Consider the following 22401-nt stretch of genomic DNA (forward strand, 5'->3'; position numbering starts at 1 on the left):
AGGGAAATGGCGTGAAACGAATTGGCGTTTTTGTCTGTCATTGTGGTACAAACATTGCTAACACCGTGCATTGTGACCAAGTTGCTGAGATGGCCAAAAGCTATCCCGGGGTGGTCTATGCCTGTGAAAATAAATATATGTGTTCAGAACCGGGTCAAATGATGATTCAAGAAGCTGTTAGAGAACAGAATCTTGATGGGTATGTTGTAGCCGCCTGTTCTCCCCGCATGCATGAGAACACCTTTCGCAAGTGTGCAGAGCGTGCTGGCCTTAACGCTTACATGAGTGAACAAGTGAACATTCGAGAGCAATGCTCTTGGGTACACGCTGATAAAGAAAAAGGAACAGAAAAAGCCATTGATCTCGTTCGAATGGCTGTGGCCAAAGCGGTTAGAAATCAGCCTCTTTCGACAAGCACAATTCCTGTTACAAAGCGTGCCCTTGTTATTGGGGCGGGCATTGCAGGAATTCAAGCAGCCCTTGATATTGCGGACAATGGTTTTCAAGTGACTTTGCTAGATAGAGAGCACTCCATTGGTGGGCGGATGGCTCAAGTTGATAAAACTTTTCCAACCTTAGATTGTTCGGCCTGTATTCTAACACCGAAGATGGTGGAAGCAGCGCAACACCCTAACATTGAGATGGCCACCTATACTGAAGTAGAATCGGTAGATGGTTTTGTTGGGAACTTTGATGTCACATTGCGTAAAAAGGCAGCTTATGTAGACTTTCATCTCTGTACAGGTTGTGGACTTTGCCAGGAAAAGTGCCCGAAAAAAGTATCTTCCGAATTTGAAATGGATTTAGGGCCTCGCAAAGCTGTATATGTGCCTTTTCCACAAGCCGTACCGAACAAGCCTGTCATTGATGCGAATCACTGTCGTTATTTGTTAGATGGCAAGTGTGGAGTCTGCAAAAAGATTTGCCCAACAGGAGCCATTGATTATGAGCAAAAAGACGAAGTAATTGTAGAGCGCTTTGGCACGATTGTAGTTGCTACAGGTTTTGAACAGTTTGATATATCAAAATATGAAGAATACGGTGCCGGACGTTACCCCGATGTCATTACGGGCCTCCATCTTGAACGATTGATGAATGCCTCGGGGCCAACAGCTGGTAAGATCAAAAGGCCTTCAGATGGCAAAATTCCAGAAAAAATTGTCTTTGTCAAATGTGTAGGTTCTCGAGATGAAGCGAAAGACCGGCCTTACTGCTCTAAGGCTTGTTGCATGTATGTAGCCAAGCATGCTACGTTGATTAAAGAAAAGTTGCCTCAGTCCAAATCCTACGTCTTCTATATGGATGTACGGACAGGCGGGAAAAATTACGAAGAGTTCTACAAGCGTACGCAAGAACAATATGATGGACAGTATATTCGCGGTCGAGTCTCTAAAATATTCCAAGTCGGCGATAAACTGATAGTCCGTGGAGAAGATTCTCTCGTCGGTCGCCCGATTGAAATAGAAGCCGATCTGGTCGTTTTAGCAGCCGGTATGGAACCACAAAAAGATGCCAAAGACATGGCGCGCCGTCTAGGGATCTCTTATGATCAGCACGGTTGGTATTCAGAAGCCCATCCCAAATTGCAGCCGATTGAAACACACACAGCAGGTATTTATCTTGCTGGTACTTGCCAAGGGCCGAAAGATATTCCAGAATCAGTCGCCCAAGCCTCGGCAGCCGCTGTAAAAGCAACAGGCCTTCTGTCCAAAGGAGAGTTGACCTCAGAAGCAATGACAGCGGAATGTAATGAAGCCGTCTGTGCAGGCTGTGGCTTGTGCATGTCTATATGTCCCTATAAAGCCATCGATGGCAAAAAGATTACAGAACGAGTTCATGGCCAGATGAAAGAACGGGAAGTTGCCCATGTTAACGCAGGTCTCTGCCAAGGTTGCGGCGCTTGTACCGTGAACTGTCCCTCTAGCGCTATGAACATTAAAGGATTTACGAACGAACAAATATTGGCGGAGGTGGATGCTCTGTGTCAACGATAGAAGAAAAGACGCAAGCTGAACAAGCCTGGGAACCCAATATCGTTGGCTTTGCCTGTAATTGGTGCACCTACGCAGGGGCTGACCTGGCTGGTCTGTCGAGAATGCAATATCCGCCCAACGTTAAATTGATTCGCGTACCTTGTTCCGGTCGAACGAACCCTCAATTTGTCTTGCGAGCTTTCCAAAAAGGGGCCGATGCTGTTCTTGTGGCAGGCTGTCACCCAGGAGATTGTCATTACTCAACAGGTAACTATTTTACCCGTAGACGGTACTTGCTTATGCAGCGGCTCCTAGAATATATGGGCATCGATCCACGACGCTTTCAAGCACGATGGATCTCTGGCTCAGAAGCGCCGAAATTTCGTGACGTAGTGACAGAAATGGCAGCAGAAGTAAAAGCTCTGGGACCGAACAACAAGTTGAGGGAGGAGCTATGAAAGAATTGATCAAGGAAATGCAAGCAGTGGCTCAACAACTGCTTGCATCAGGGGAAGTAAAGGGCGTCCTGGGTTGGACCAAAGGAAGTCGCTGGTATCTAACACCGCCTCTTTTTATCCAATCTGTAGAAGAAGTAGAAAAGCTTCATTACGATGAGTTTGCAGTCAATAATTTGACGAGCTTGCTTCTAGACTATCGCAATAGTGATGAGAAGATTGCTATTTTTGTCAAAGGCTGTGACAGCAGAGGCATTCTACGGCTTATTCAAGATAAGCAAGTACAAAAAGAAAAGGTGCATATCATAGGACTTCCGTGCTTTGGCATGGTTGATAAAGAAGCCGTTCAAGATCACCGGAATCGTCATAACTTGCCTTTATTGAATAAATGTCAAGAATGTCGCTATCCCAACCCTGTACTAGCCGATCAGGCTCTTGGTGCCGTAACAATTACCAAGGAACCAGCTAGGCCGACAGGTCTAACAGCAGAAGTAGCCAATCAAAAAGGTGTTGGCCAAAAAGCTGAAGCCCGCTATGAACAAGTACAGGCGATTGAAGCAATGAGCGCTGATGAAAAATATGATTTCTGGCAGAAGCAACATGAGAAGTGTATTCGTTGCTATGCCTGTCGAAATATTTGTCCCGCCTGTAATTGTCGAGAATGCATCTTTGAATCAGACCAAAAAGGATGGGTCAACAAAGCAGCTACGAAGGCAGACAATGCTTTCTTCGGGATTACAAGAGCCATGCATGTAGCCGGTCGTTGTGTAGATTGTGGAGAATGTGAGCGTGTCTGTCCTGCTGGAATCCCCATCATGGCTATTAATCGCAAAATTATGCAAGACATTGATGAGCTTTTCGGTTCCTATGATGCAGGAACCGATTTAGAAGAAGCAGGACCACTGAATCACTTTAAATTAGACGATCCAGAAGAATTTATGTAATGGAGACCGAGAAAAGTATTTTTATTCGAAATGTGAGGCAGGTGATTCCGTCTTGAAAGCCTTTCCCAAAAATAAATTGTCTGAAGTGCTCAGCGCTTTGTCGAAGAAAATGCCTCTTTATGTACCGGTTCAAGAAGGTGACCTGAGTCGCTACGGGTTTTACAGGGATGAGGTAGAGCTTTCGATGGAGAATAACAGCTCCATCAGTCCGAAAGAACTCTTTTTTCCATCGACAGAGAAGATATATAAATTTACTGCTTACGGGATCGATGGTGAATACGAGGAAATTCTTCCAGAGAAAAAGCCCTATATTCTCTTTGGAGTTCGATCTTGCGATATGCAAGCCATCGTCTGTATGGATGATGTTTTTTTAACAAGAGGATATGTGGATGAATCTTATAACTGTCGCAGAGAAAGCGCTACCATTGTGACGCTTGGCTGTACAAAGCCGGGACCAGACTGTTTCTGTACTTCTATGGGGCTAAATCCTAAAGAACATGAAAGTGGAGACTTGCAGCTCTATGATCTTGGCGACCACTATGGCATGCTGGCACGAACTGAAAAAGGAGAAAAGGTTATAGAAGATATAGCGGCAACTTCTTTGCTTGTAGAGTCAACAGCTGTCGCCGCAGATCCAGAAGACTGCATTCTTCAAGTAGACAGTGCTGGAATTGCCGAAAAACTACAAGGCATGTTCGAACATCCCCTCTGGGATCAGCTCTGGCGCAAATGCTTAACTTGCGGAACCTGCACCTATCTTTGTCCTACTTGTCACTGTTTTGATATCTCAGAGAAAAAGAAAAACCAGCATTGTGGCGTAAAGATAAAGTGTTGGGACTCCTGTATGTTTAATGAGTACGCTTTAATGGCTGGAGGACACAACCCTCGTCCCAGTAAAAAAGAAAAAGTCCGCCAGCGCTTTATGCATAAGCTTCGTTACTTCCCGGAGCGGTACGGAAAATATCAATGTACAGGTTGTGGTCGCTGCATCGCCAAATGTCCTGTTAATCTGGAGATCACCGATGTGATCAATCAGGTAAGGGAGGCGAAAGTAGATGGCCGATAACAGAATGATTGCAGCGAACCAGACGAGTGCAACAACAGCAGATATCAAACGAATCAACCCTCTAGTACCGATGAAAGCAAAAGTAACCAAGATTATTGAAGAAACGCCCGATGTTAAGACCTTTTATATCTCCAAAGAAGAAAATGGACAAATGGTCGTTCCTTTTCACACTGAACCAGGTCAATTGGCTATGCTCTCTTTACCAGGTGTTGGGGAAGCCATGTTCTCAGCCACCGATGCGCCAGATCACCTGCAGCTATCGATCAAAAAAGTAGGCATGCTAACCAATGAACTGCATGAAATCGTACCAGGACAAACGGTAGGCATTCGCGGTCCCTACGGCAACGGTTTTCCTATGGAAAGAATAAAAGGGAAAAACGTCTTATTTATCGGTGGTGGTATTGGTCTAGCACCTGTACGGACAGCCGTTCGCTACTGTGTTGATCACCGCGATGACTATGGAAAGCTTCACCTTATCTACGGTTCTCGATCGCCTGCTGATCTGGTCTTTCAATACGACCTTTTTGAAACATGGCCGGCCTTAGGAGATTTCAAAGTCTCCGTAACGGTAGATCGTGGTGATGATAGTTGGAAAGGAAATGTTGGCTTTGTTCCAGCCTACTTGGAAGAATTGAAGCCGGACCCGGACAATAGTGTTTGCATTATCTGTGGACCTCCGATTATGATTAAGTTTACCTTGGGCATTCTTGACAAACTGGGCTTTACAGCAGAAAACGTAATTACAACTTTAGAAATGCGCATGAAATGCGGCATCGGCAAATGCGGTCGTTGCAACATCGGCAGTTGCTTCGTTTGTCTCGATGGACCTGTCTTTAGCTTAGCAGAAATGAAAAAAATGCCCAACGAATACTAATAAAGACCCGTAGAACAAAAAGGAGTCCCTCCATGAAATAGAGGGCTCCTTTCTTTGCATCTTTGCATAGGAAGAGTCATAGTGACCTATCATATCTCAGTTCTTTCCCGACGTTATGTTTATTCTTTTTTACACCCGAAGCAATCTTCTCGCGAAAAAGTGTACAATATCGAGACTTTAATAGAAGGAACTAGGCCTTACGTCAAGAAATATATAAGTAATAAATCGGTGCAACTGAAAAGAGGGGTTCAGAGATGAAGATTTTGGTGATCGATGACTCGCAAGTCTACAGGAGCCAAATGATTCGGCTTTTAAGAGAATTATTACCAGATGCGGAATTTATCACAGCTGGTGATGGTATAGAAGGTTACTATAGTTACTTGCGTGAAAAACCTGATTATATATTGCTTGATTTACTCATGCCAGGCATGACGGGCCAAGAAGTGTTGCAAAAGATCAGGGAGGAAGATCCGTACCAACCTGTAATTATACTTACTGCAGATGTGCAAAGATTTGTGAGAGAAGAAGTGTTAGCCTTAGGGGCCCTTGCCGTTCTACAAAAACCAATCAATCGAGAAAAAATCGCAGAAGTGGTACAGATTATGAAGGGAGCAATTTAAATGCTCAACCCTTTACAACAAGATGCCCTCAAGGAATATATGAACATTGTCATTGGACAAGCAGGTCATGTACTTTCTGAAATGGTGCGCCAGAAGGTTTATCTAGAAGTTCCAGAAGTACAACTGCTACAAGCACGTGATAGTTCCATCATACAAGAACTAATTACATCCATCTTGCAAGGTCATGTTGTATCTTCTTCTTTGCGCTTTGGTGTAGAATGTAGTGGTCAAGCACAGTTGCTTTTTCCTGTGGATAAGGGAAAAATGCTGGTCAATCTTATGCTAGGCGATGAAGACTTTATCGAGCACAACGGCAATGACTCTCTTTTTTCTGACACCGATACCGATGCCATGAAAGAGATTGGCAATGTGCTACTCAATGTTATTATTGGCAGTCTCGGTAACTTGCTCAACACAAGAATAGACTATTCTTTGCCAGAGATTGAATTTCTCTTTGTGGAAGGATTACGACCGGAGCCCTTTTTTTATCCTGGCTACTACACGCTCGTGCTTCGCAACACCTTCGTTGTTGGGGAAGAAAAGATTGAAGGTGCCATAGTAGTCATGTTACAGTTAGACTCTGCGACAAAGCTCATTGAAAAGATCGATGAAATGCTGGTGGACATCTATGAATAATCTATTATCACAACTCATTAATCAGGTCAATGTAGGTGTCCTTGTTCTTGATATGAACTATCGTATTGTAATTTGGAATGAGTGGTTAGAAAAACTAACAAAGCACCAAGCGGAAGATGTAATCGGAGAAAAACTGATTGATCTCTATCCACGCTTTCAAGAAGCGACCTTTCGTCCTATCTTCGAAAAAGCCTTTGAAGCAGGTCAGAATCGATTCTTTTCAGGCGCTTTTCATGGACATTTTATTGAGCCCTCTGATGAGATTGCCAAAAAATTTGCGAAGCAAAATATGCTTGTTCAACCTTTAGAGGTTGATAAAGAAAAATACATAGCCATACAAATTTTTGACATGACCCGTCAGCAACATAGAGTCGATGAGTTGCGGGTCTTAATTCGTGAATTAAAAATAGCCAAAGAAGAATTAGAAGTCTCCAAAGAAATGGCTGTCGTTGCTAACAAAGCAAAGTCAGAATTCTTAGCCAACATGTCTCATGAGATTCGGACCCCCATGAATGCTATCATGGGGTTTATCGATCTTACATTGCAGACAGACCTTGATGAAGAACAGCAAAGTTATCAAGAGATGGTTAAGGAAGCCGCCCAAGCTTTAATGAGCCTGCTAGAAGAAATCCTTGATATCTCGAAAATAGAGTCGGGCCTTTTTCCTTTAGAGCACAAACCTTTTCAACTTTCTAATGTAGTCAAAAAAGCCATGGATCTCATGTCTTTGAAAACAAAAGAAAAAGGATTGTCTCAACGACTTTTGATTATGCCTCCTATTTATGAACATCTTATTGGTGACACCAAAAGGCTGTCTCAGATATTGTTAAATATACTAAGTAATGCTGTGAAATTTACCCACAAAGGTGAAGTTTCTTTGCTTGTAGAGCAAATCGAAGAATATGAAGATAAAGTGTTACTGCTTTTTTCAATTCGCGATACAGGCATTGGCATCGAACCCAAAAATCAACCCTGGATTTTTGAAAAGTTTTATCAAGTTGATGGTTCTATGAATCGCTCTTTTGGTGGCAGTGGATTGGGTCTAGCCATTGTAAAGCAACTGGTTGATACCATGGGTGGACGAATTTGGTTTCAATCTACCGTTGGTCAGGGGACGGTTTTTTATTTTAACTTGCCTTTTTACAAAGACAAAGAGGCAAAAGAACGAGAAGATGCAAAGAAAGGGAAAGATCCATCTCGTGATGACAAAAAAACGAGAGCTGGGAAGATCTTACTTGTTGATGATGATTCATTCAATCGAAAAATAGTAGGTGCTTGGATGAGAAAATGGAACTTTGACTATGAGGAATGTAGCAGTGGCAAAGAAGCACTTGCGTTGATTCATAAAAAGACTTTTGATCTCATCTTAATGGATGAGCAAATGCCAGGAATGCGAGGCACCGATGTGGTACGTCAACTGCGAAAAAATCCTCAATGGGCTTCTATTCCTGTCGTAGCCATGACAGCCAATGCGATGAAAGGGGATCGAGAGCGCTTCCTTGCTATGGGCATGGATGATTATCTATCGAAACCTTTTGAATCAGCTTGTCTGCTACGTTTGTTGCAAAAATGGATACCAAAAAGAATAGAGGCATAGTTTCCATGGTACCGGTAGTCTTAGAAGGCATTCAAAAGCTAATTACCAAAAAGACAGGACTTGTCTTTTCAGAATCAAAAATAGATATCCTAGAAAATACCCTTAAAGAACGAATGAAACAATTGAAGCTATCTTCTTTAGAAGGATACTACAATTTACTATTATCGGCAGAGCCAGAAGGGGAGGCTGAATGGGAACAGCTTTACCCACTGATTACCATTGGAGAGAGCTTTTTTTCCGTGATAAAGGCCAGTTTCAGTTGCTCAAACAAAGAATTCTTCCCCAAATTATACAAAGAAAAGAAAAGCAAAAAAAAATATCCCTTTGGAGTGCCGGTTGTTCTACGGGAGAAGAACCCTACTCTCTCGCCATCGTGATGCAAGAGCTTCTTGGTAAGAACAGTGATTGGCATGTAAAAATTATTGGAACGGATATTAATCGAGAAGCTTTACAGAAAGCTCGGCAGGGACAATACCGATCCTGGTCTTTTCGAAGTATTGATCGCACTTATATGAATCAGTACTTTTCGCAGGATGGCAGTTGGTCTATCGATCCTTCGATCAGAGAAGCAGTTCGTTTTGAATATCTCAACTTGGTGGAAGACAGCTATCCCGATTATGCAAAAGGAATTTACGATATTGATCTAATTCTGTGCCGCAATGTCTTTATCTATTTTCAAGACGAAGGGATTGAGAAAGTTCTCAATAAATTTTTCCATACTCTTTCGCCACAAGGATATCTCTTAACAGGCCATGCTGAGATATTAGGTGTAAAAACAGAGCACTACTTTCATATGGATTCTTATAGAGAAGGCCGTATTTGGAAACGAGGAAAGCCCTCCTTCGTGAAAGAGCAGAAAGCGTCTTTTTGCGCAGAAAGGATTCTGTCGGTTGCTTTTAAGGACTCTAGCCTAGTAAAGTCAGTTCTTGATCAGAATAGGACTCTTTCACATCGCCAAAAGCAAGAAAGTCTTCGTCAAGAGAAAGAGTCAATGCTCTCTAGAGAGCATAGGGAGGTTTCTACGGATGAAGATCAAGAGAAACGAAGCCTGCTTGAGATAGCGAGGGAGAAAGCAGATCGAAAAAAGTATGCAGAAGCCCTTCAAGATTGCCAACGTCACTTGAAGAGCCATCCCTTTGACGCCAGAGCCTATTATCTTATCTCGCTGATCTATGTAGAGCAAGGGCTCGAAGAGGAGGCCATTGCTACTTTACGTAAAGTCTTGTATCTTGCTCCGCACTATATATCGGCTCATATAGAGCTAGGTCATCTCTACATTAACCAAGGGAATCTTCAAAAAGGTAGAAAAGTGTGGATAAAAGCAAAAGAGATCATTTTACAAGAACCAACGGATTTGTATTACGAAGGTGATGAAAGGCTCGAGGAACTATTACGCAAAATGAAGTGTCTGCTAGGAGAGGGATAGAATTTGTTGGGAACTTCTAAAGAGAAGGTCTATCTAATTATTGTTCTTAAAGGGCAACGATATGGCGTACCTGCAGAGCAAATAAAGCAGATAGCGCCTTTACCAATGATTAGCCAGGCAGAAGAATATCCTGATACTGTTGCTGGATTGATTGACTGGCATGGCCAGGCAATGCCACTTATCGATTTGTCTCGCACTTTAGGAAGAGGGTCTCACGAATATAGACTGCAAGATAAAGTCATTGTATTAGAGGCAGGAGATACAACAGTCGCTCTTGTCGTGAATGCTGTAGAAGATATGTATTCTTTTGCAACAGAAGAAATCAAAGCGATTCCGCAAGTGCAACATCAATCGCTATTGCCACCTTTTGTAACGTCTTTGGTTCGTCATGATCAGGAGCTTATTTTTCTTCTTTCAGGGGACTTGTTGCTTTTACAATCCTTTGAAAGTGAGACAAGGTTAAACAATAAAGCTTGGCCTCCTTGGACTGATGAAGAAAAGCAGGAGTTGCGCCAGCGAGCACAGGTACTCGCGCAGCCTTTTGATAAGGAAAGCAATCGTTCAGGAGAACGAGTCGGTGTGGTCGTGCGATTAAATGGCGAGCTTTTTTGGTTTGATTTAATCTATGTGCAAGAGTTTTTAACTTTATCAGAGATTGTTCCCATTCCTTGTACCCCAGAGCATGTTGTTGGTGTTACCAATCTGAGGGGCCAGATTATAACAGTTTTTGATTTGCGGCCTTTCCTGGGCTTACCTCGTAAGAAATCTACTAGAAGCAAATTGGTCGTTATTGCTACCAAAGATTTTTTAGGAGCCTTACAAATTGATGCGATTATGGATCTCGTGGTGCTTAGAGAAGAAGAGATATTGCCAGCGCCAGTGGCCTTACGGTCTCTTGCTGATGAATATGCTCGTGGTCATATCCCTTTTAGAGAGAAATTTATAGCAACCATCCTTGATATAGATAGAATCTTTCAACGAGAAGAACTTGTCGTTTACGAAGAAATATAAAAGAGGAGGGTACTACGTGTTTTCCATAAAGCTTAGAAATAAAATATTTCTCAGTTTTTCTTTTCTATTATTTTTTCTTTTACTTCTAGTAGCGGTAAACTACTTATTAACAAGTAAAAGTCTCGAACTGAGAAAAATAGCTGTTGATGAGTCAGCAGAATCTACCTTGATTATGGAGCTAGAAAAAGATCACTTGCAGTGGGTCTTAGCAGCAAATAGCTCTCTCATTGACGGCAGGCCCTTTGAAGAACAATTCGATCATGAACAGTGTAGCCTTGGGCAGTGGTATTACAGGTACATAGAAACAGAGGCCTTCAAGCAACTACCAGAGGAAAAGCAGCGAGTCTACTTTGACTTAGAAGAACCTCATCGCTTGTTTCACCACTATGGTGCAGAATTTGCAGCCTTAATCGAAAAAGGACCTTCTGCTAGAGCAGAAGCCAATGATTTTTTCTATAACCATGTGAACCCAGAGCTAGAAAAAACGTACCAACTACTTGGGGAGATCAATCGTTTTAAACAGGAAAGAGCTACCCAGGCCTTGCTGGAAGCAGAAGAGCAAGAATCTTACGGAAAAATGGTAACTTTTATAATTGCAGTACTGTCACTGCTACTAGGAAGTGGCCTTGCCTTTATACTGGCAAATAGCATTGCCAAACCAGTGCAAGAAACCATTCAGACGATCGCTGTAACATCGGCGCAAGTCGCCGCATCGATGGAGCAAAGTGAACGAACAGCCATTTCTCAAGCTTCATCAGTAGCGGAAGTTACTTCTACGATGGAAGAATTGCGTGTTTCTTCTGAGCAGTCTACACAACAAGTGATTAAGGTTGCAGAAAATGCGCGCGACGCCGCTGTTGCAGCCACCGAGGGGCTTACTTCTGTAGAAGCGATGATTCGCGATATGCAAGATCTGCGCTCTAAAGTTGATTCTATCGCCCATCAAATCTTAGATCTTAGTGAACAAATCAGTCAGATTGGTACAATTAGTTCTACTGTGAAAGATCTAGCTGATCAGACCAATATGTTGGCTCTCAATGCAGCTGTTGAAGCTGTACGTGCAGGAGAACATGGAAAAGGTTTTGCCGTCGTCTCGGCAGAAATCCGGAAACTCGCTGACTTAAGCAAAAAAGCATCACAACAAATAACAACGATCGTCGTGGATCTTCAAAAAGCTACGAACCGAACTGTTATGGTTACGGAAGAAGGCACCAAACAAGTGGTAGCAACAGAAAGACTAACAAACAAAAATGGTGATGCTTTCCGAGAGTTACAGAGGAGCATGGAAGAAATATCTCAATACATTGAACAAGTATCACTGAACTTAGAGCAGCAAAGCGGTGCCATTGGAGGCGTGTCGACAGTGATGGAAGATATTACACAAGGTACAAAAGAAACGGCTGCTTCTATTGGGGAAACAAAAGAAGGTATGGAGAATCTCCGTAAAGCAGGTATGATGCTCAAAGACACGGTTTAATAAAAGAAGGTGGGATGGATGACAATTGTTGATCAAGAGTTAAGAGAAATCTTTCAAGCTGAAGCAGCGGAACGCCTTGACCGCATGGAAAGAAATCTTTTACAACTTGAGCAGGAGCGCCACAACCAGGATCTGATTAAGGAGCTATTTCGTGACGCCCATTCTTTCAAAGGTATTTCCCGTCTCGTAGAACAAAAAGAACTAGAAAGGCTATCGCATCAGTTAGAAGATCTCTTAGATAAAATCAAAAGTGGGCACGTAGCCATAACAGAAGAATTGATCACCACGCTAGCCGAGTGGGTTGATCAGTTACGTATATTGGTCCATTGTGCTATAACGGGAGAGATGAAGGTAGACAGTGAAAGTCCCTTTCTAGGAACACAAGATTCAAGGGGCAATCGCCTTGCCACTGCTGTTGAAACTGCGGTCCAGGAGACCGCGGAAACAATGGAAGGCAAAGGAATTCAGAAACGAGAAGCTAGACGCACCCATGTACTAGAAACGATTCGTGTAGCTACAGCAAAGCTTGATGGACTGCTACAACAGTCTGGCGAGTTAACAGTATCACAAGTTCGCTTGAAAGAGCATATTGGTTACTTAGAACTCATCAATGGACAAGTAGAAGATTGGCTCAATCAACGTAAATATTACACTTCGCCTAAAAAAGAGTTGAAGCAACTTAAAAAAAACATGGCCTATCTGAGTCAAGAGTTGAATCGTGTATACAAACTTCTAGACAACGATTGTGAGCGCCTTCATTGGATTGCCAATCAGATGAGCGATGAGATTGGAACAATCAGACTGATCCCGCTTTCTTTTCTTTTCAAACAATACCACCGCTTGGTGCGCGATCTGGCTACGTCGCAACAGAAAAAAATACGTCTGACCATAGAAGGAGAAGACATTCTCGTAGACAAATATATTCTTGAACAATTGCGCGATCCACTCGTTCACCTTGTGCGCAATGCCATTGACCATGGCATTGAGAGATCCGATCTCCGCTTAGAAAGAGGCAAAGACGAGTATGCCACTTTGCGAATCAAAGCGATGCAAACTTCCACTCACGTACTCTTACAAGTTCAAGATGATGGAAATGGAATCAATCTAGAAATGATTAAAGCAAAAGCGCTTGCTTTGTCGCTTTATCAGCGAGAAGAGCTAGAAGCCATGTCAACGCAGCAACTTCAAATGCTCATCTTTGAATCAGGTTTTTCCACACGTACAAATGTCTCTGCTCTTTCCGGTCGAGGCATTGGATTGGATGTAGTAAAAAGTAGAATTGAAAGCTTAAAAGGATCTATTCATCTCCAATCTCAAATCGGTGAGGGAACCTTAATTCAGCTTCGAATGCCCGTCTCTTTAATAACCACATCGATTATAGTTGTTCAAGCAGGTGCCTATAACTATGGTATTCCCTCTGAGGAAGTTAAAGGTCTACGTTTTTTTCGCAGCGATGAAGTGTTTTACACGGAAGGCCGAGAAGCTATTATGTACCAAGGAGAACCGGTATCGATTCAGTCATTGTTGGAGTTACTGGAACTAGCCGATGAACAACAAGTCCGGCAAGAGAATCAAGAAAAAAAAGGTGCTATTATCATTTCTAATGGAGAAGAAAAGGCGGCTTTTGTTGTAGATGCCTTTATTACAGAAAGCCAGGTGATTGTGAAGCCTTTTTGTTCTCTTCTGAAGAGAATCCGCAATGTCATGGGCGTTACCGTACTCGGAACGGGGACAATTTGTACTGTATTAAATCCTTATGACCTAGTGAAAGCGGTGCAAAAAGAGAGAGTTAAAACTTTTTCGCTCCGACAAGCTCCTGTTGAGAAAAAAAAGACATCTGTTTTATTGGTAGAAGACTCTATCACGACGCGTGTTCAAGTAAAAAGAATTTTAGAAAGCCAAGATTTCGTCGTAACAACAGCCGTTGATGGAGCAGAAGCTTGGCAACTGTTGCAGGATCATCCCTTTCATGCTGTTGTAACAGATGTAGAAATGCCCAATATGGATGGCTTTACTTTAACAGAGAAGATTCGTCAAAGCCCCAATCTCAAGCAATTACCTATCATTTTGCTAACGTCACTGATGAAAGAAAGTGAAAAAAAGCGTGGTGTAGCGGCGGGCGCCGATGCATACTTGGTTAAATCTTCTTTTGAACAAGAAGTTCTAATCAATACATTGCATCGGCTGTTATAGGAAAAGAAAGGCGGCCTGTTATAAGTGCCTAGGATCGATAGAGAAACCCCTTCTGTAATTGCCATTGGGGCTTCTACGGGTGGCCCTCCTGTTTTCCTTCAAATCCTACAAGCCTTACCAAAAAAATTTCCTGTACCTATCGTGGCCGTACAACATGTGGCAGAAGGTTTTATGAACTCTCTAGTTGGTTGGCTGCAACAGCACTGTCGTGTAAAAGTTAAATTGGCAGAAAAAGGCGAACGAATTTGTAGAGGAACAGTATACTTTGCGCCAGAAGGCTATCATCTAGAAGTAAATTCAAGTGGAATCATTGCACTTTCTTCAGCACCGCCACAAGCCGGTCATCGTCCGTCCATTGATCTAACTTTTCAGTCTTTGTGTTGCTTTAGTCCTTGTTGTTGGGCTTTTCTCCTAACGGGCATGGGCAAAGATGGGGCACAAGGATTGAAAGGCCTTCATGATAGTGGTTGTTACACGGTAGTGCAAGACCCTGCTTCGTCTATTATTTATGGAATGCCTGGAGAAGCCCTTCGCTTACATGCTGTTGATGAGGTGTTGTCGCCACCGTTGATGATTGAACGGCTCTTGGGACTTGTTGAAAGAAAAGCATTGTAAACAAAGAAAAGCCTGCCCGATATAAAAGGGCAGGCTTTTTCTGTTAAATATTATGCCAATCTTGAAAAACTGGTTGATAGCCTTTCTGAAGTAACATCTGACGAATTTCTTCCGTTGATCGTTCGTCAGAAATGATAAATTGACCGTCTTTCGCTTCTTCATCAATATGGCCACCTACCGCTGTATTTACACCGGAAGAAAGACGAGTCACGCCCAAAGGCACTAGATTGTCTCGTAATGCAGCCGATTCCCTCGTGGAAAGCGTAATGCCCAGACGGGGCATAAAGAGGCGGAAAGCGAGGATGATCTGAACTAGATCGCGATCAGAAACGGGCGCTGTTGGTTGATATCCTTCAGGGCCGCTCTTAATGCGAGGGATAGAAACGGATATTTCCGTATCTAAGTAACGGTCTTGCAAGTATTGTGCATGGAGCCCTGTGAAAAAGACTTCAGAAGGCCAATGATGTAAACCAAGAAGAGCCCCAACATTCACGCGCCTCATGGCAGCTTGACAACCACGCTCCGGTGCATCGAGGCGCCAACGATAATCACGCTTGGGGCCAGCAGGATGGAGTGACTCGTAGGTCTTTTCATCATACACTTCCTGATAAATCGTTAATCCATCAACGCCATGCTTTGTTAGCAAAGTGTATTCTTCAGTGCTTAAAGCATTGATTTCAACAGATAAGGAAGTAAAGGATTCTTTGATAATATCCAGTGCTTGTACCAGATATTCTAGGGGCTCTTTGCCTGGCACATCGCCTGTTAATAGCAAGACTTGCTTTAATCCTGTTGAAGCAATTGCCTTTGCTTCTGCTTCAATTTCTTCTGGTGACAAGCGACGTCTCTGAATCTCTTTGTTAATATGACTAAAATTACAATAGAGGCAGCGATTCACACATTGATTGGACAAATAAAGAGGCGTATAAAGTTGTATCGTACGTCCAAAGTGTTGCAGCGTAAGTCGATGGGCCTTCTGCGCCATTTCTTCTAAAAATTCTGTTGCAGCGGGAGACAAAAGGGCTAGAAAATCAAGAGCCTGCAGTCGTTCTTTACGGATGATAGATGCGACTCTTTGCGAGGTCACTTTACGCATATAATCATTGACGTCAAGGCCATCGTAGCTTTTTAATAAGGGATAAAAAGACATGTTATGATCCGTCCTCTAATTCGTTGACTCTCCCAAGAAGTAGTGACAAAAGTTGTAAAAAATCTTAGTCCTGCAAAAATCCTGTCAGCGGTGAACTAGCACGAGCATACTCTACAGTTTGCCCCGGTTGGGCGAGATAGGCGAGACGGCCTGCTTGTACAGCCTGGCTAAAAGCTTTGGCCATGATTAGAGGATCACCAGCCGTAGCAATGGCTGTGTTCACCAGTACAGCGGCGGCACCCATTTCCATGGCTTCAGCAGCTTCCGAGGGCTTACCAATACCAGCATCAACAATAATAGGGAGAGAGCACTCTTCGATGAGAATACGAACGATCTCCTTCGTTTTTAATCCTCTGTTCGTGCCAATGGGAGCACCTAGGGGCATAATGGCAGCGGCGCCTGCTTTTTCTAAAGCTTTGGCGGCGTACAGATCAGGATGCATATAGGGAAGAACGACAAAACCTTCTGCTGCTAAAACTTCTGTGGCTTTAATCGTCTCATTGTTGTCAGGCAAAAGATACTTATTATCAGAAATCACTTCAATCTTAATCCAGTTACCACAGCCGCTCGCTCGGGCCAAGCGGGCAATGCGAACGGCTTCTTCTGCTGTTCGAGCGCCCGAAGTATTGGGCATAAGAATGGCTTCCGGTGGAATATGGCGCAACACATTCTGTTGTCGGTTCTGCAAATCGACACGGCGCAATGCAACGGTCACCACTTCTACGCCTGTCTCTGTCATAAGGTCCTGAATAATTCCTTCATCTGCGAACTTACCACTGCCGATAAAAAGACGATTTCGAATCTCCTTATCTCCAATTCTTAGGTTGTCCATCTTAACCACCTCCAACAAACATCAATATCTCAATTTGATCGCCTTCTGCGAAAGTAACCTTCTCCCAACCATCTCTAGAGAGAATGGAACCATTGTACTCAATAATCAAGCCTTCTAAAGGAAGCTCTTTGGATTCTAAGTAGGTGATCAGAGACATAGGAGAGGCTACTTCGACAGGTTCGCCATTCACTGTAACCTTCATCGTTAAACTCCTTTCTGAAAGACAAAAAAGACCACGCCCGTAGGGTAGCCTTTTCATTGTGACAATCATTCACATAAAGCGCTTCCCTACGCTGGTATAATCCAGGTCAGGTTCAAAGAGTTGAGAAGACACCTTCTCTCTCAGCCGCCTTAGGCGGCACCCCTAGCAAACAATCTATTGAATTGATAGACCTATCAAGAGTTTACTACTATCATGGCAAGACTGTAAAGTCTTAATTCAACGATTTTTTGTATCGCGAACTGATTTGATAATTCCGAAAGTAACGCCTGTTACAAAGGCAACATAAATCCCTATCTCAGCACCTTTTTTAAAGCCAGCCCAATTGAAGCAATCTGCTTGCCAGAAACCATAGAGACCACCCCAGATCAAACCAGCAAAAATGAGCACAAAACCATTGAAGACTTTGTACATCTCAGGATGATGACGTAAGGCGTACTTAAAAACTTCTACAGTGGTAAGGATGAGAACTGATAAAATCGCAATTAAATACTCGCCATTGGTCGGAGTCAAAGCCCAATCCATTATTTACCACCCCTGCCATAGCCTATGACAAAGATGGCACGATAGGTGAATAAAGCGATAGAAAAAGATAAAGAACATAAGCCTTCTTTTTTTTCCTAGGTGGAAGTGATATATTAAACTATGAAATCAAGGGATTCCTTCAGAGGAAGGGTCTACTCAGAAGCGTGATAATGATACATAAAGAAAGGGATCCTTCGTAAGAATGACGATTATATATGTAGAAGATCTGGTTAAGCAGTTTAAAGATTTTACAGCGGTAAAAGGGATATCTTTCGAAGTACAAAAAGGTGAAATCTTTGGCTTTCTTGGTCCCAATGGCGCTGGTAAATCAACGACAATTAAGATACTTTGCACTTTGCTTTCTCTTACATCAGGCAAAGCAATGCTGAATGGATTTGATGTAACGAAAGAAGCGCTCAAAGTGCGTCAGTCCATTGGCTTGGTTTTTCAAGATTACTCGCTTGACGATCGATTGACGGCAGAAGAGAATCTTTACTTCCATGCCATGCTATATAGTGTACCTCGGGAGCAGATGAAAGAACGGATGGATCAAGTCTTGGCTATGGTTGATTTAACGGACCGACGACGCGATCCAGTGCGCAATTTTTCTGGAGGCATGAAACGACGCTTAGAAATTGCCCGAGGTCTCTTGCATCATCCCAAAGTACTTTTTCTTGATGAGCCCACCATTGGTCTGGATCCACAGACACGCCGAGCTATCTGGAGCCATGTAAATAAATTGCGCGATGAATTTGAGCTAAGCGTTTTCATGACCACCCATTATATGGAAGAAGCTGAAAATTGCGATCGAATTGCCATTATTGATCATGGTGACATCGTTGCTTTAGATTCACCTGAAAGCCTAAAAGAACAAGTGGGTGGCGATGTGATTACGATCCGAACAGATCAGAATGAAGCAATGATAGGTGCTATAGGGGAAAAATATGGCCTACAAAGCACTTTAGTGGGTGATTCCATCCGCCTAGAAGTCCAAGATGGTTCTTCTTTTATCCCTCGTGTGGTAGCAGACTTTCCCGGTGCAATTCAGAGCATTCATGTTCATGAACCGACTCTCGATGATGTCTTCTTAAAAATAACAGGCCGGGCCATTCGTGATGAATTGATTAGCGAAGCAGAACGATCACGACAAAAAGTAAGAAGTTTTCGCAAAGGAAAGCGGTAATGCTTGTTACTTTCTATAGAGAGAGGTTTTATTGTTGAACTTGTTAGAATCAATTGCAAAAACCATTTACGTCATCTGGTATCGAGAACTACTTCGTTTTCGTCGTGAGAAAAGCCAATGGGCGGGTATGGTCATGCAGCCCACTTTGTATTTGCTATTTGTAGGAACAGGTATAGCTTCTGCCATGGCTTTTCGCGGCTTGCCAGAGGGGGTGGAGATTGACTATCTTACCTTTGTTTACCCTGGCATTATTGGCATGTCCATACTTTTTACGTCCATGTTCTCAGGCGTCTCGATTATTTGGGATCGGGAGTTTGGCTTTCTGAAAGAGATTTTGGTTGCACCCGTACCACGCTGGGCCATTTCTGTGGGCAAGGCACTCGGCATTGCTACGATCGTTTCTTTTCAAGCTGTTGTCTTGTTGCTCCTCTCCCCCTTAGCCGGTGTGCCCTTGACTGTGAAAGCAGCTCTTGGCATTTTACCTATCTGCGCCATGATTGGTTTTTCTATTGGTTGTCTTGGTATTGCCATTGCAGGACGCATGGAATCTCTCCATGGCTTTCAATTGATCTCGAATTTTTTAACCATGCCCATGTTTTTTTTAAGCGGTGCCATCTTTCCTTTACATACGGCTCCGGATTGGTTGCAGTGGCTGATGAAGATCAATCCTCTTACCTATGGCGTTGATGCCTTACGCAATGTTATCTATGATGGCATTCCCACAGCACGCCTAATGGTACAACACAGTCTTAGTTATGACTTGATGATACTGGCCCTTTTTGGCTTGGTCACTGCGACTGCTGCAGCGACGGCTTTTAATAAAACGGAGTAGACTGCGTACCCCTTCTTCTGTGCTTCTTAGAAACACAGAAGAAGGGGTTTTTTGTGTTTTTTGAAGTTATGTCAGGAAGGGTATGACTGGTTAGAAAAAAGCCAAAAGATATAGAGCCGTAATGATTACAAGAAAAGCCAGCAGAAAAGTAGACCAAGCTGTAAGCTTCTTGTCTCTGCGCAGAAACCATCTACCTAGGTTTATTGTGTAGATGACTACGGCAAGGCCTACTACGATGATGAAATAATCATGAAATGCTACTCCCATTCTGCTTCACCTGACAAGTCCTCTTCTTCTGTTGTTTCTGGCGGAAGCAACTTTTGAGTAGCAGGATTGGGCCGTGCTGGCGCCAATTGGAAACCAAAGAACTCTATCTCAGGTTGAATCGAAACAACGATATCGGCTTTTTGGTACCATTCATGCCAAGGAAGGGCCATATACTCTTTCGTTGTTAAAGTGCGCCAACGAAGAGGGCGAATCAAGTAAAAAGGGTCGGCGGGAAGGGCTTGCATTCTCTGAATCAGATCTAAAGCTTGCTGATTCAGTTCTTCTGCAATGGCTTCTTCTAAGAAGCGAAAAGCTTCTGGGGTTACATAGGGACCAGCTTGTACTTCTAAGAGCTTTCCTAAGAGCCTGGCTGATATTTCTATACGAATGGGGTCTGTAGATTCGTCGACCTTGATGCGCACTGGTTTTTGTTGATCTAATATAACAGAAACATACTTACCTTCTTCCATGGGATCTGGAAACGTCCAGATGCCTGTCTGATAGCGGCCACGAATGATTTCTGTTATGCGCACCTCATCGGCATCCATATAGCCTACCAAATGCCCACCTACAAGAACGCCTGCACCGATATAAGATACAGGATTGCCGCCAGAGCGATGCAGCGTGCTTGGAATGTTTCTCACTTCTTCCTCTACAGATCCTTCGTCCGCTCTAAATTCAGAAGTAGGTCGAGGCTTTACTTCCGTTCCTTCTTTTTCTTTAGCTACTTCAGGGTTGATAGCCATAATGGGAATCAATCCGTCAAGATGATAAACTTCCATTTCATTGTTCAGATCATGAAGACGGACAAAAGGTGAAAAGCCAAATTGACGTTGTATGTCCACAATATCTTCAATATATCGAGCAATGTTCTCTTCCAGGACAGGCACAGCATGTTGAAAAATTTCTCGAGCGGGAGAACCCTTGGACATAAAAAAGATAAGGGTTCGCCGAAACTCACGATGACGGTTGAAAAAGTCTAGAATTTGGTCAAGGCCTTGACGTACCAGTTCTTCTCCAATAACGACAGTACGACATTGTGTAAAAGTAACTCGTCGCTCCACCGTTGCCTCTAGCAGAGCAAATCCTTCCGGAATGGTACGAGCTGCAATTGTTACGACTTTCGAGATTTCTGCTGGTGAGGTCGATTGATCGCCACCGCCGCCACCACCACCTACAATCGCTTCAGGAACGGCAATGCGCGCTGTTACTTCAATAAGTCCTTGTGGACTTTGATCAATGCCCATGGAAAGGACAAAAGCCATTTGATCTAACTCTTTCTTATCCCAACAAGACGTAAGCCATAGAGGAGATAGAAAAAGTAGAAGAAGAGTCCCTAGTTTTTTTTTGTTCCCTATTGATTTGATCATAGCGATGTCTGCTCCCTCTTGCGGACGAGCTTTATTTTTCGCTTTTTTTTCTTGCGCCACATTGCGACGAGAAGCAACAATAAGGCCAAAGCAAAGATCAGGCCCAGTCCCCAGGGCCGCAAGATTTCATATTCCCACTTCATAGCCGTAAGATAATCAGTAGGCATAAAAGCATAGAGATAGGTTAGCAACGCCAAAGGGAAAACATAGGGCTGATAAAAAGGTGCATCTACTGTTTTGGCAAAGGTAATCGTGGCCACATAGAGAGAGAGAGACGTTTTAACAATCATCATAATCACTGTCGTAAAGACAAAGAGAGACTCTAAGTTCTGCAGGAACCGCCCCCAATTGATATTACGAATTAACTGATACAGGGGCGAGCCTACATGAGGTGTAGAGGCGAAGGGGAAGTTCAGTCCGTAGGCTAACAAAGCAAGTGAAATAAAAAAAACATTAAAAGCCATGCCGTAGAAAGCGACAAAGCGAAGGCTTTTGGCGCTTCGGATGTTCGGATAAAGGGCCATTAAGATAGCCACTTCAATAAAGATAGAAAGGCGAAAAAAAGCATGGATGGCCAATTCATCAAGGCCTGGACCGAAGATAGGAGCTAAGAAGATGATTTCGGCTTGAGAAAAGGAACTAAATATAAGAAAAAGAAAGGCGCCTAGCGTAAGGGGGAGGAGCAATACATTGGCTCGGCTGATTGCTTCAGGACCCTTATAGGCGCCATAGGTAACAGATAGCATAAAAGGCAATAAGAGAGCCCACAAAGGCGTTTCAGGCAAAATGGTGTAATTGACAATATCTCCAAATTCTCGCAGAGCAATGGCTGTGATATAAAGAATATAAAAAGTTAAGGGCCAACCGATCAGAATTACAGCCCATTTACCGAAAAGAAGGCCAGGGATTTCCACTAGAATTTTATCAGGAAAATAGTCTCGTAGTTTTACAATGATCCAGAGCAAAGGCAGAAGATAGATATAGCTAATAATGGGAATGAGCCAGAGAGCACTTAAGCCATCTTGGGCGTATAGACGAGGAAGGGCAAGTAAAATGACAGAAGTTACATAGATCCAAAGCAATAGAAAGAGTTCAAAAGTACCGATTTTGCCAGGTGTCTTCATAACAAGGGTGC

At 43.2% G+C, this 22401-nt stretch carries 22 protein-coding genes, 1 pseudogene and 1 riboswitch; of the genes and pseudogenes, 16 read left to right on the forward strand and 7 right to left on the reverse strand.

The genetic code is table 11. The annotated features are described in order from the left end of the window. Positions 1-11: 11 nt before the first annotated feature. The 14 genes and pseudogenes from FTV88_RS07750 to FTV88_RS07815 all read left to right on the forward strand — a co-directional run bounded on the left by FTV88_RS07750 (position 12) and on the right by FTV88_RS07815 (position 14887). Positions 12-1994 (forward strand): CoB--CoM heterodisulfide reductase iron-sulfur subunit A family protein, encoded by a 1983-nt coding sequence (locus tag FTV88_RS07750; protein WP_153725104.1) that lies wholly within the window; start codon positions 12-14, stop codon positions 1992-1994. After that, the gene (locus tag FTV88_RS07755; RefSeq protein WP_153726566.1) at positions 1991-2431 is read left to right on the forward strand and encodes a hydrogenase iron-sulfur subunit; all 441 of its coding nucleotides are present in this window, start codon (positions 1991-1993) and stop codon (positions 2429-2431) included. The genes FTV88_RS07750 and FTV88_RS07755 overlap by 4 nt, the downstream gene beginning before the upstream one ends. Next, entirely contained in the window at positions 2428-3372 is a 945-nt protein-coding gene (locus tag FTV88_RS07760; protein ID WP_153725105.1) for a 4Fe-4S dicluster domain-containing protein, read from the forward strand. Before FTV88_RS07755 ends, FTV88_RS07760 begins: the two co-directional genes overlap by 4 nt. A 52-nt stretch (positions 3373-3424) precedes the next feature. After that, the gene (locus tag FTV88_RS07765) at positions 3425-4438 is read left to right on the forward strand and encodes a 4Fe-4S dicluster domain-containing protein (protein WP_153725106.1); all 1014 of its coding nucleotides are present in this window, start codon (positions 3425-3427) and stop codon (positions 4436-4438) included. 4 nt (positions 4439-4442) lie between these two features. Next, complete coding sequence (locus tag FTV88_RS07770) at positions 4443-5312, forward strand: FAD/NAD(P)-binding protein (protein ID WP_153726567.1); 870 nt, start codon at positions 4443-4445, stop codon at positions 5310-5312. A 254-nt stretch (positions 5313-5566) separates the two neighbouring features. Then, the gene (locus FTV88_RS07775) at positions 5567-5932 is read left to right on the forward strand and encodes a response regulator (protein WP_153725107.1); all 366 of its coding nucleotides are present in this window, start codon (positions 5567-5569) and stop codon (positions 5930-5932) included. Further along, on the forward strand, positions 5933-6568 hold the full coding sequence (locus FTV88_RS07780) for a chemotaxis protein CheC (RefSeq protein WP_153725108.1): 636 nt from the start codon (positions 5933-5935) through the stop codon (positions 6566-6568). Continuing rightward, positions 6561-8165: an ATP-binding protein gene (locus FTV88_RS07785; RefSeq protein ID WP_162007948.1), complete on the forward strand. Its 1605-nt coding sequence runs from the start codon at positions 6561-6563 to the stop codon at positions 8163-8165. Before FTV88_RS07780 ends, FTV88_RS07785 begins: the two co-directional genes overlap by 8 nt. A gap of 5 nt (positions 8166-8170) precedes the next feature. Then, positions 8171-8314 (forward strand): annotated as a pseudogene (locus FTV88_RS16135) (hypothetical protein); the annotation flags it as partial. A 41-nt stretch (positions 8315-8355) separates the two neighbouring features. Further along, the gene (locus FTV88_RS07795; RefSeq protein ID WP_153725111.1) at positions 8356-9591 is read left to right on the forward strand and encodes a CheR family methyltransferase; all 1236 of its coding nucleotides are present in this window, start codon (positions 8356-8358) and stop codon (positions 9589-9591) included. A gap of 6 nt (positions 9592-9597) precedes the next feature. Then, positions 9598-10602, forward strand: coding sequence for a chemotaxis protein CheW (locus tag FTV88_RS07800; RefSeq protein WP_162007951.1), 1005 nt, complete (start codon positions 9598-9600; stop codon positions 10600-10602). Positions 10603-10618: 16 nt separating this feature from the next. Beyond that, a complete protein-coding gene (locus tag FTV88_RS07805; protein ID WP_153725113.1) occupies positions 10619-12079 on the forward strand; it encodes a methyl-accepting chemotaxis protein in 1461 nt (486 codons plus the stop codon). Positions 12080-12097: 18 nt separating this feature from the next. Beyond that, positions 12098-14272: a hybrid sensor histidine kinase/response regulator gene (locus FTV88_RS07810; protein ID WP_153725114.1), complete on the forward strand. Its 2175-nt coding sequence runs from the start codon at positions 12098-12100 to the stop codon at positions 14270-14272. 24 nt (positions 14273-14296) lie between these two features. Continuing rightward, positions 14297-14887, forward strand: coding sequence for a CheB methylesterase domain-containing protein (locus FTV88_RS07815; protein ID WP_153725115.1), 591 nt, complete (start codon positions 14297-14299; stop codon positions 14885-14887). A gap of 43 nt (positions 14888-14930) precedes the next feature. On the opposite strand, the gene thiH is transcribed toward FTV88_RS07815, so the two are convergent. The 4 genes from thiH to FTV88_RS07835 form a co-directional block, all read right to left on the reverse strand. Continuing rightward, the gene (thiH, locus tag FTV88_RS07820) at positions 14931-16037 is read right to left on the reverse strand and encodes a 2-iminoacetate synthase ThiH (protein ID WP_153725116.1); all 1107 of its coding nucleotides are present in this window, start codon (positions 16035-16037) and stop codon (positions 14931-14933) included. A gap of 64 nt (positions 16038-16101) precedes the next feature. Beyond that, the gene (locus tag FTV88_RS07825; RefSeq protein WP_153725117.1) at positions 16102-16869 is read right to left on the reverse strand and encodes a thiazole synthase; all 768 of its coding nucleotides are present in this window, start codon (positions 16867-16869) and stop codon (positions 16102-16104) included. Position 16870: 1 nt separating this feature from the next. After that, a complete protein-coding gene (gene thiS / locus FTV88_RS07830) occupies positions 16871-17071 on the reverse strand; it encodes a sulfur carrier protein ThiS (RefSeq protein WP_162007952.1) in 201 nt (66 codons plus the stop codon). A 66-nt stretch (positions 17072-17137) separates the two neighbouring features. Then, positions 17138-17245: riboswitch (TPP riboswitch) on the reverse strand. Positions 17246-17308: 63 nt separating this feature from the next. Beyond that, the gene (locus FTV88_RS07835) at positions 17309-17614 is read right to left on the reverse strand and encodes a hypothetical protein (RefSeq protein ID WP_153725119.1); all 306 of its coding nucleotides are present in this window, start codon (positions 17612-17614) and stop codon (positions 17309-17311) included. 202 nt (positions 17615-17816) lie between these two features. Here FTV88_RS07835 and FTV88_RS07840 point away from each other — a divergent pair, with 202 nt between their 5' ends. Further along, complete coding sequence (locus FTV88_RS07840) at positions 17817-18797, forward strand: ATP-binding cassette domain-containing protein (RefSeq protein ID WP_153725120.1); 981 nt, start codon at positions 17817-17819, stop codon at positions 18795-18797. A 34-nt stretch (positions 18798-18831) separates the two neighbouring features. Next, positions 18832-19629: an ABC transporter permease gene (locus FTV88_RS07845; RefSeq protein ID WP_243137053.1), complete on the forward strand. Its 798-nt coding sequence runs from the start codon at positions 18832-18834 to the stop codon at positions 19627-19629. A 90-nt stretch (positions 19630-19719) separates the two neighbouring features. Here FTV88_RS07845 and FTV88_RS07850 read toward each other — a convergent pair whose 3' ends face one another. The 3 genes from FTV88_RS07850 to FTV88_RS07860 are packed head-to-tail and all read right to left on the reverse strand — an operon-like array spanning position 19720 to position 22390. Next, positions 19720-19896, reverse strand: coding sequence for a hypothetical protein (locus tag FTV88_RS07850; protein ID WP_153725122.1), 177 nt, complete (start codon positions 19894-19896; stop codon positions 19720-19722). Then, positions 19887-21266 carry a Ger(x)C family spore germination protein gene (locus tag FTV88_RS07855; RefSeq protein WP_153725123.1) on the reverse strand — a complete coding sequence of 460 codons (1380 nt, stop codon included), beginning with the start codon at positions 21264-21266 and terminating at the stop codon, positions 19887-19889. Before FTV88_RS07855 ends, FTV88_RS07850 begins: the two co-directional genes overlap by 10 nt. Further along, the gene (locus tag FTV88_RS07860; RefSeq protein ID WP_153725124.1) at positions 21263-22390 is read right to left on the reverse strand and encodes a GerAB/ArcD/ProY family transporter; all 1128 of its coding nucleotides are present in this window, start codon (positions 22388-22390) and stop codon (positions 21263-21265) included. Before FTV88_RS07860 ends, FTV88_RS07855 begins: the two co-directional genes overlap by 4 nt. Positions 22391-22401: the final 11 nt, after the last annotated feature.

The sequence above is a fragment of the Heliorestis convoluta genome (genome assembly GCF_009649955.1).
Classification (GTDB): domain Bacteria; phylum Bacillota; class Desulfitobacteriia; order Heliobacteriales; family Heliobacteriaceae; genus Heliorestis; species Heliorestis convoluta.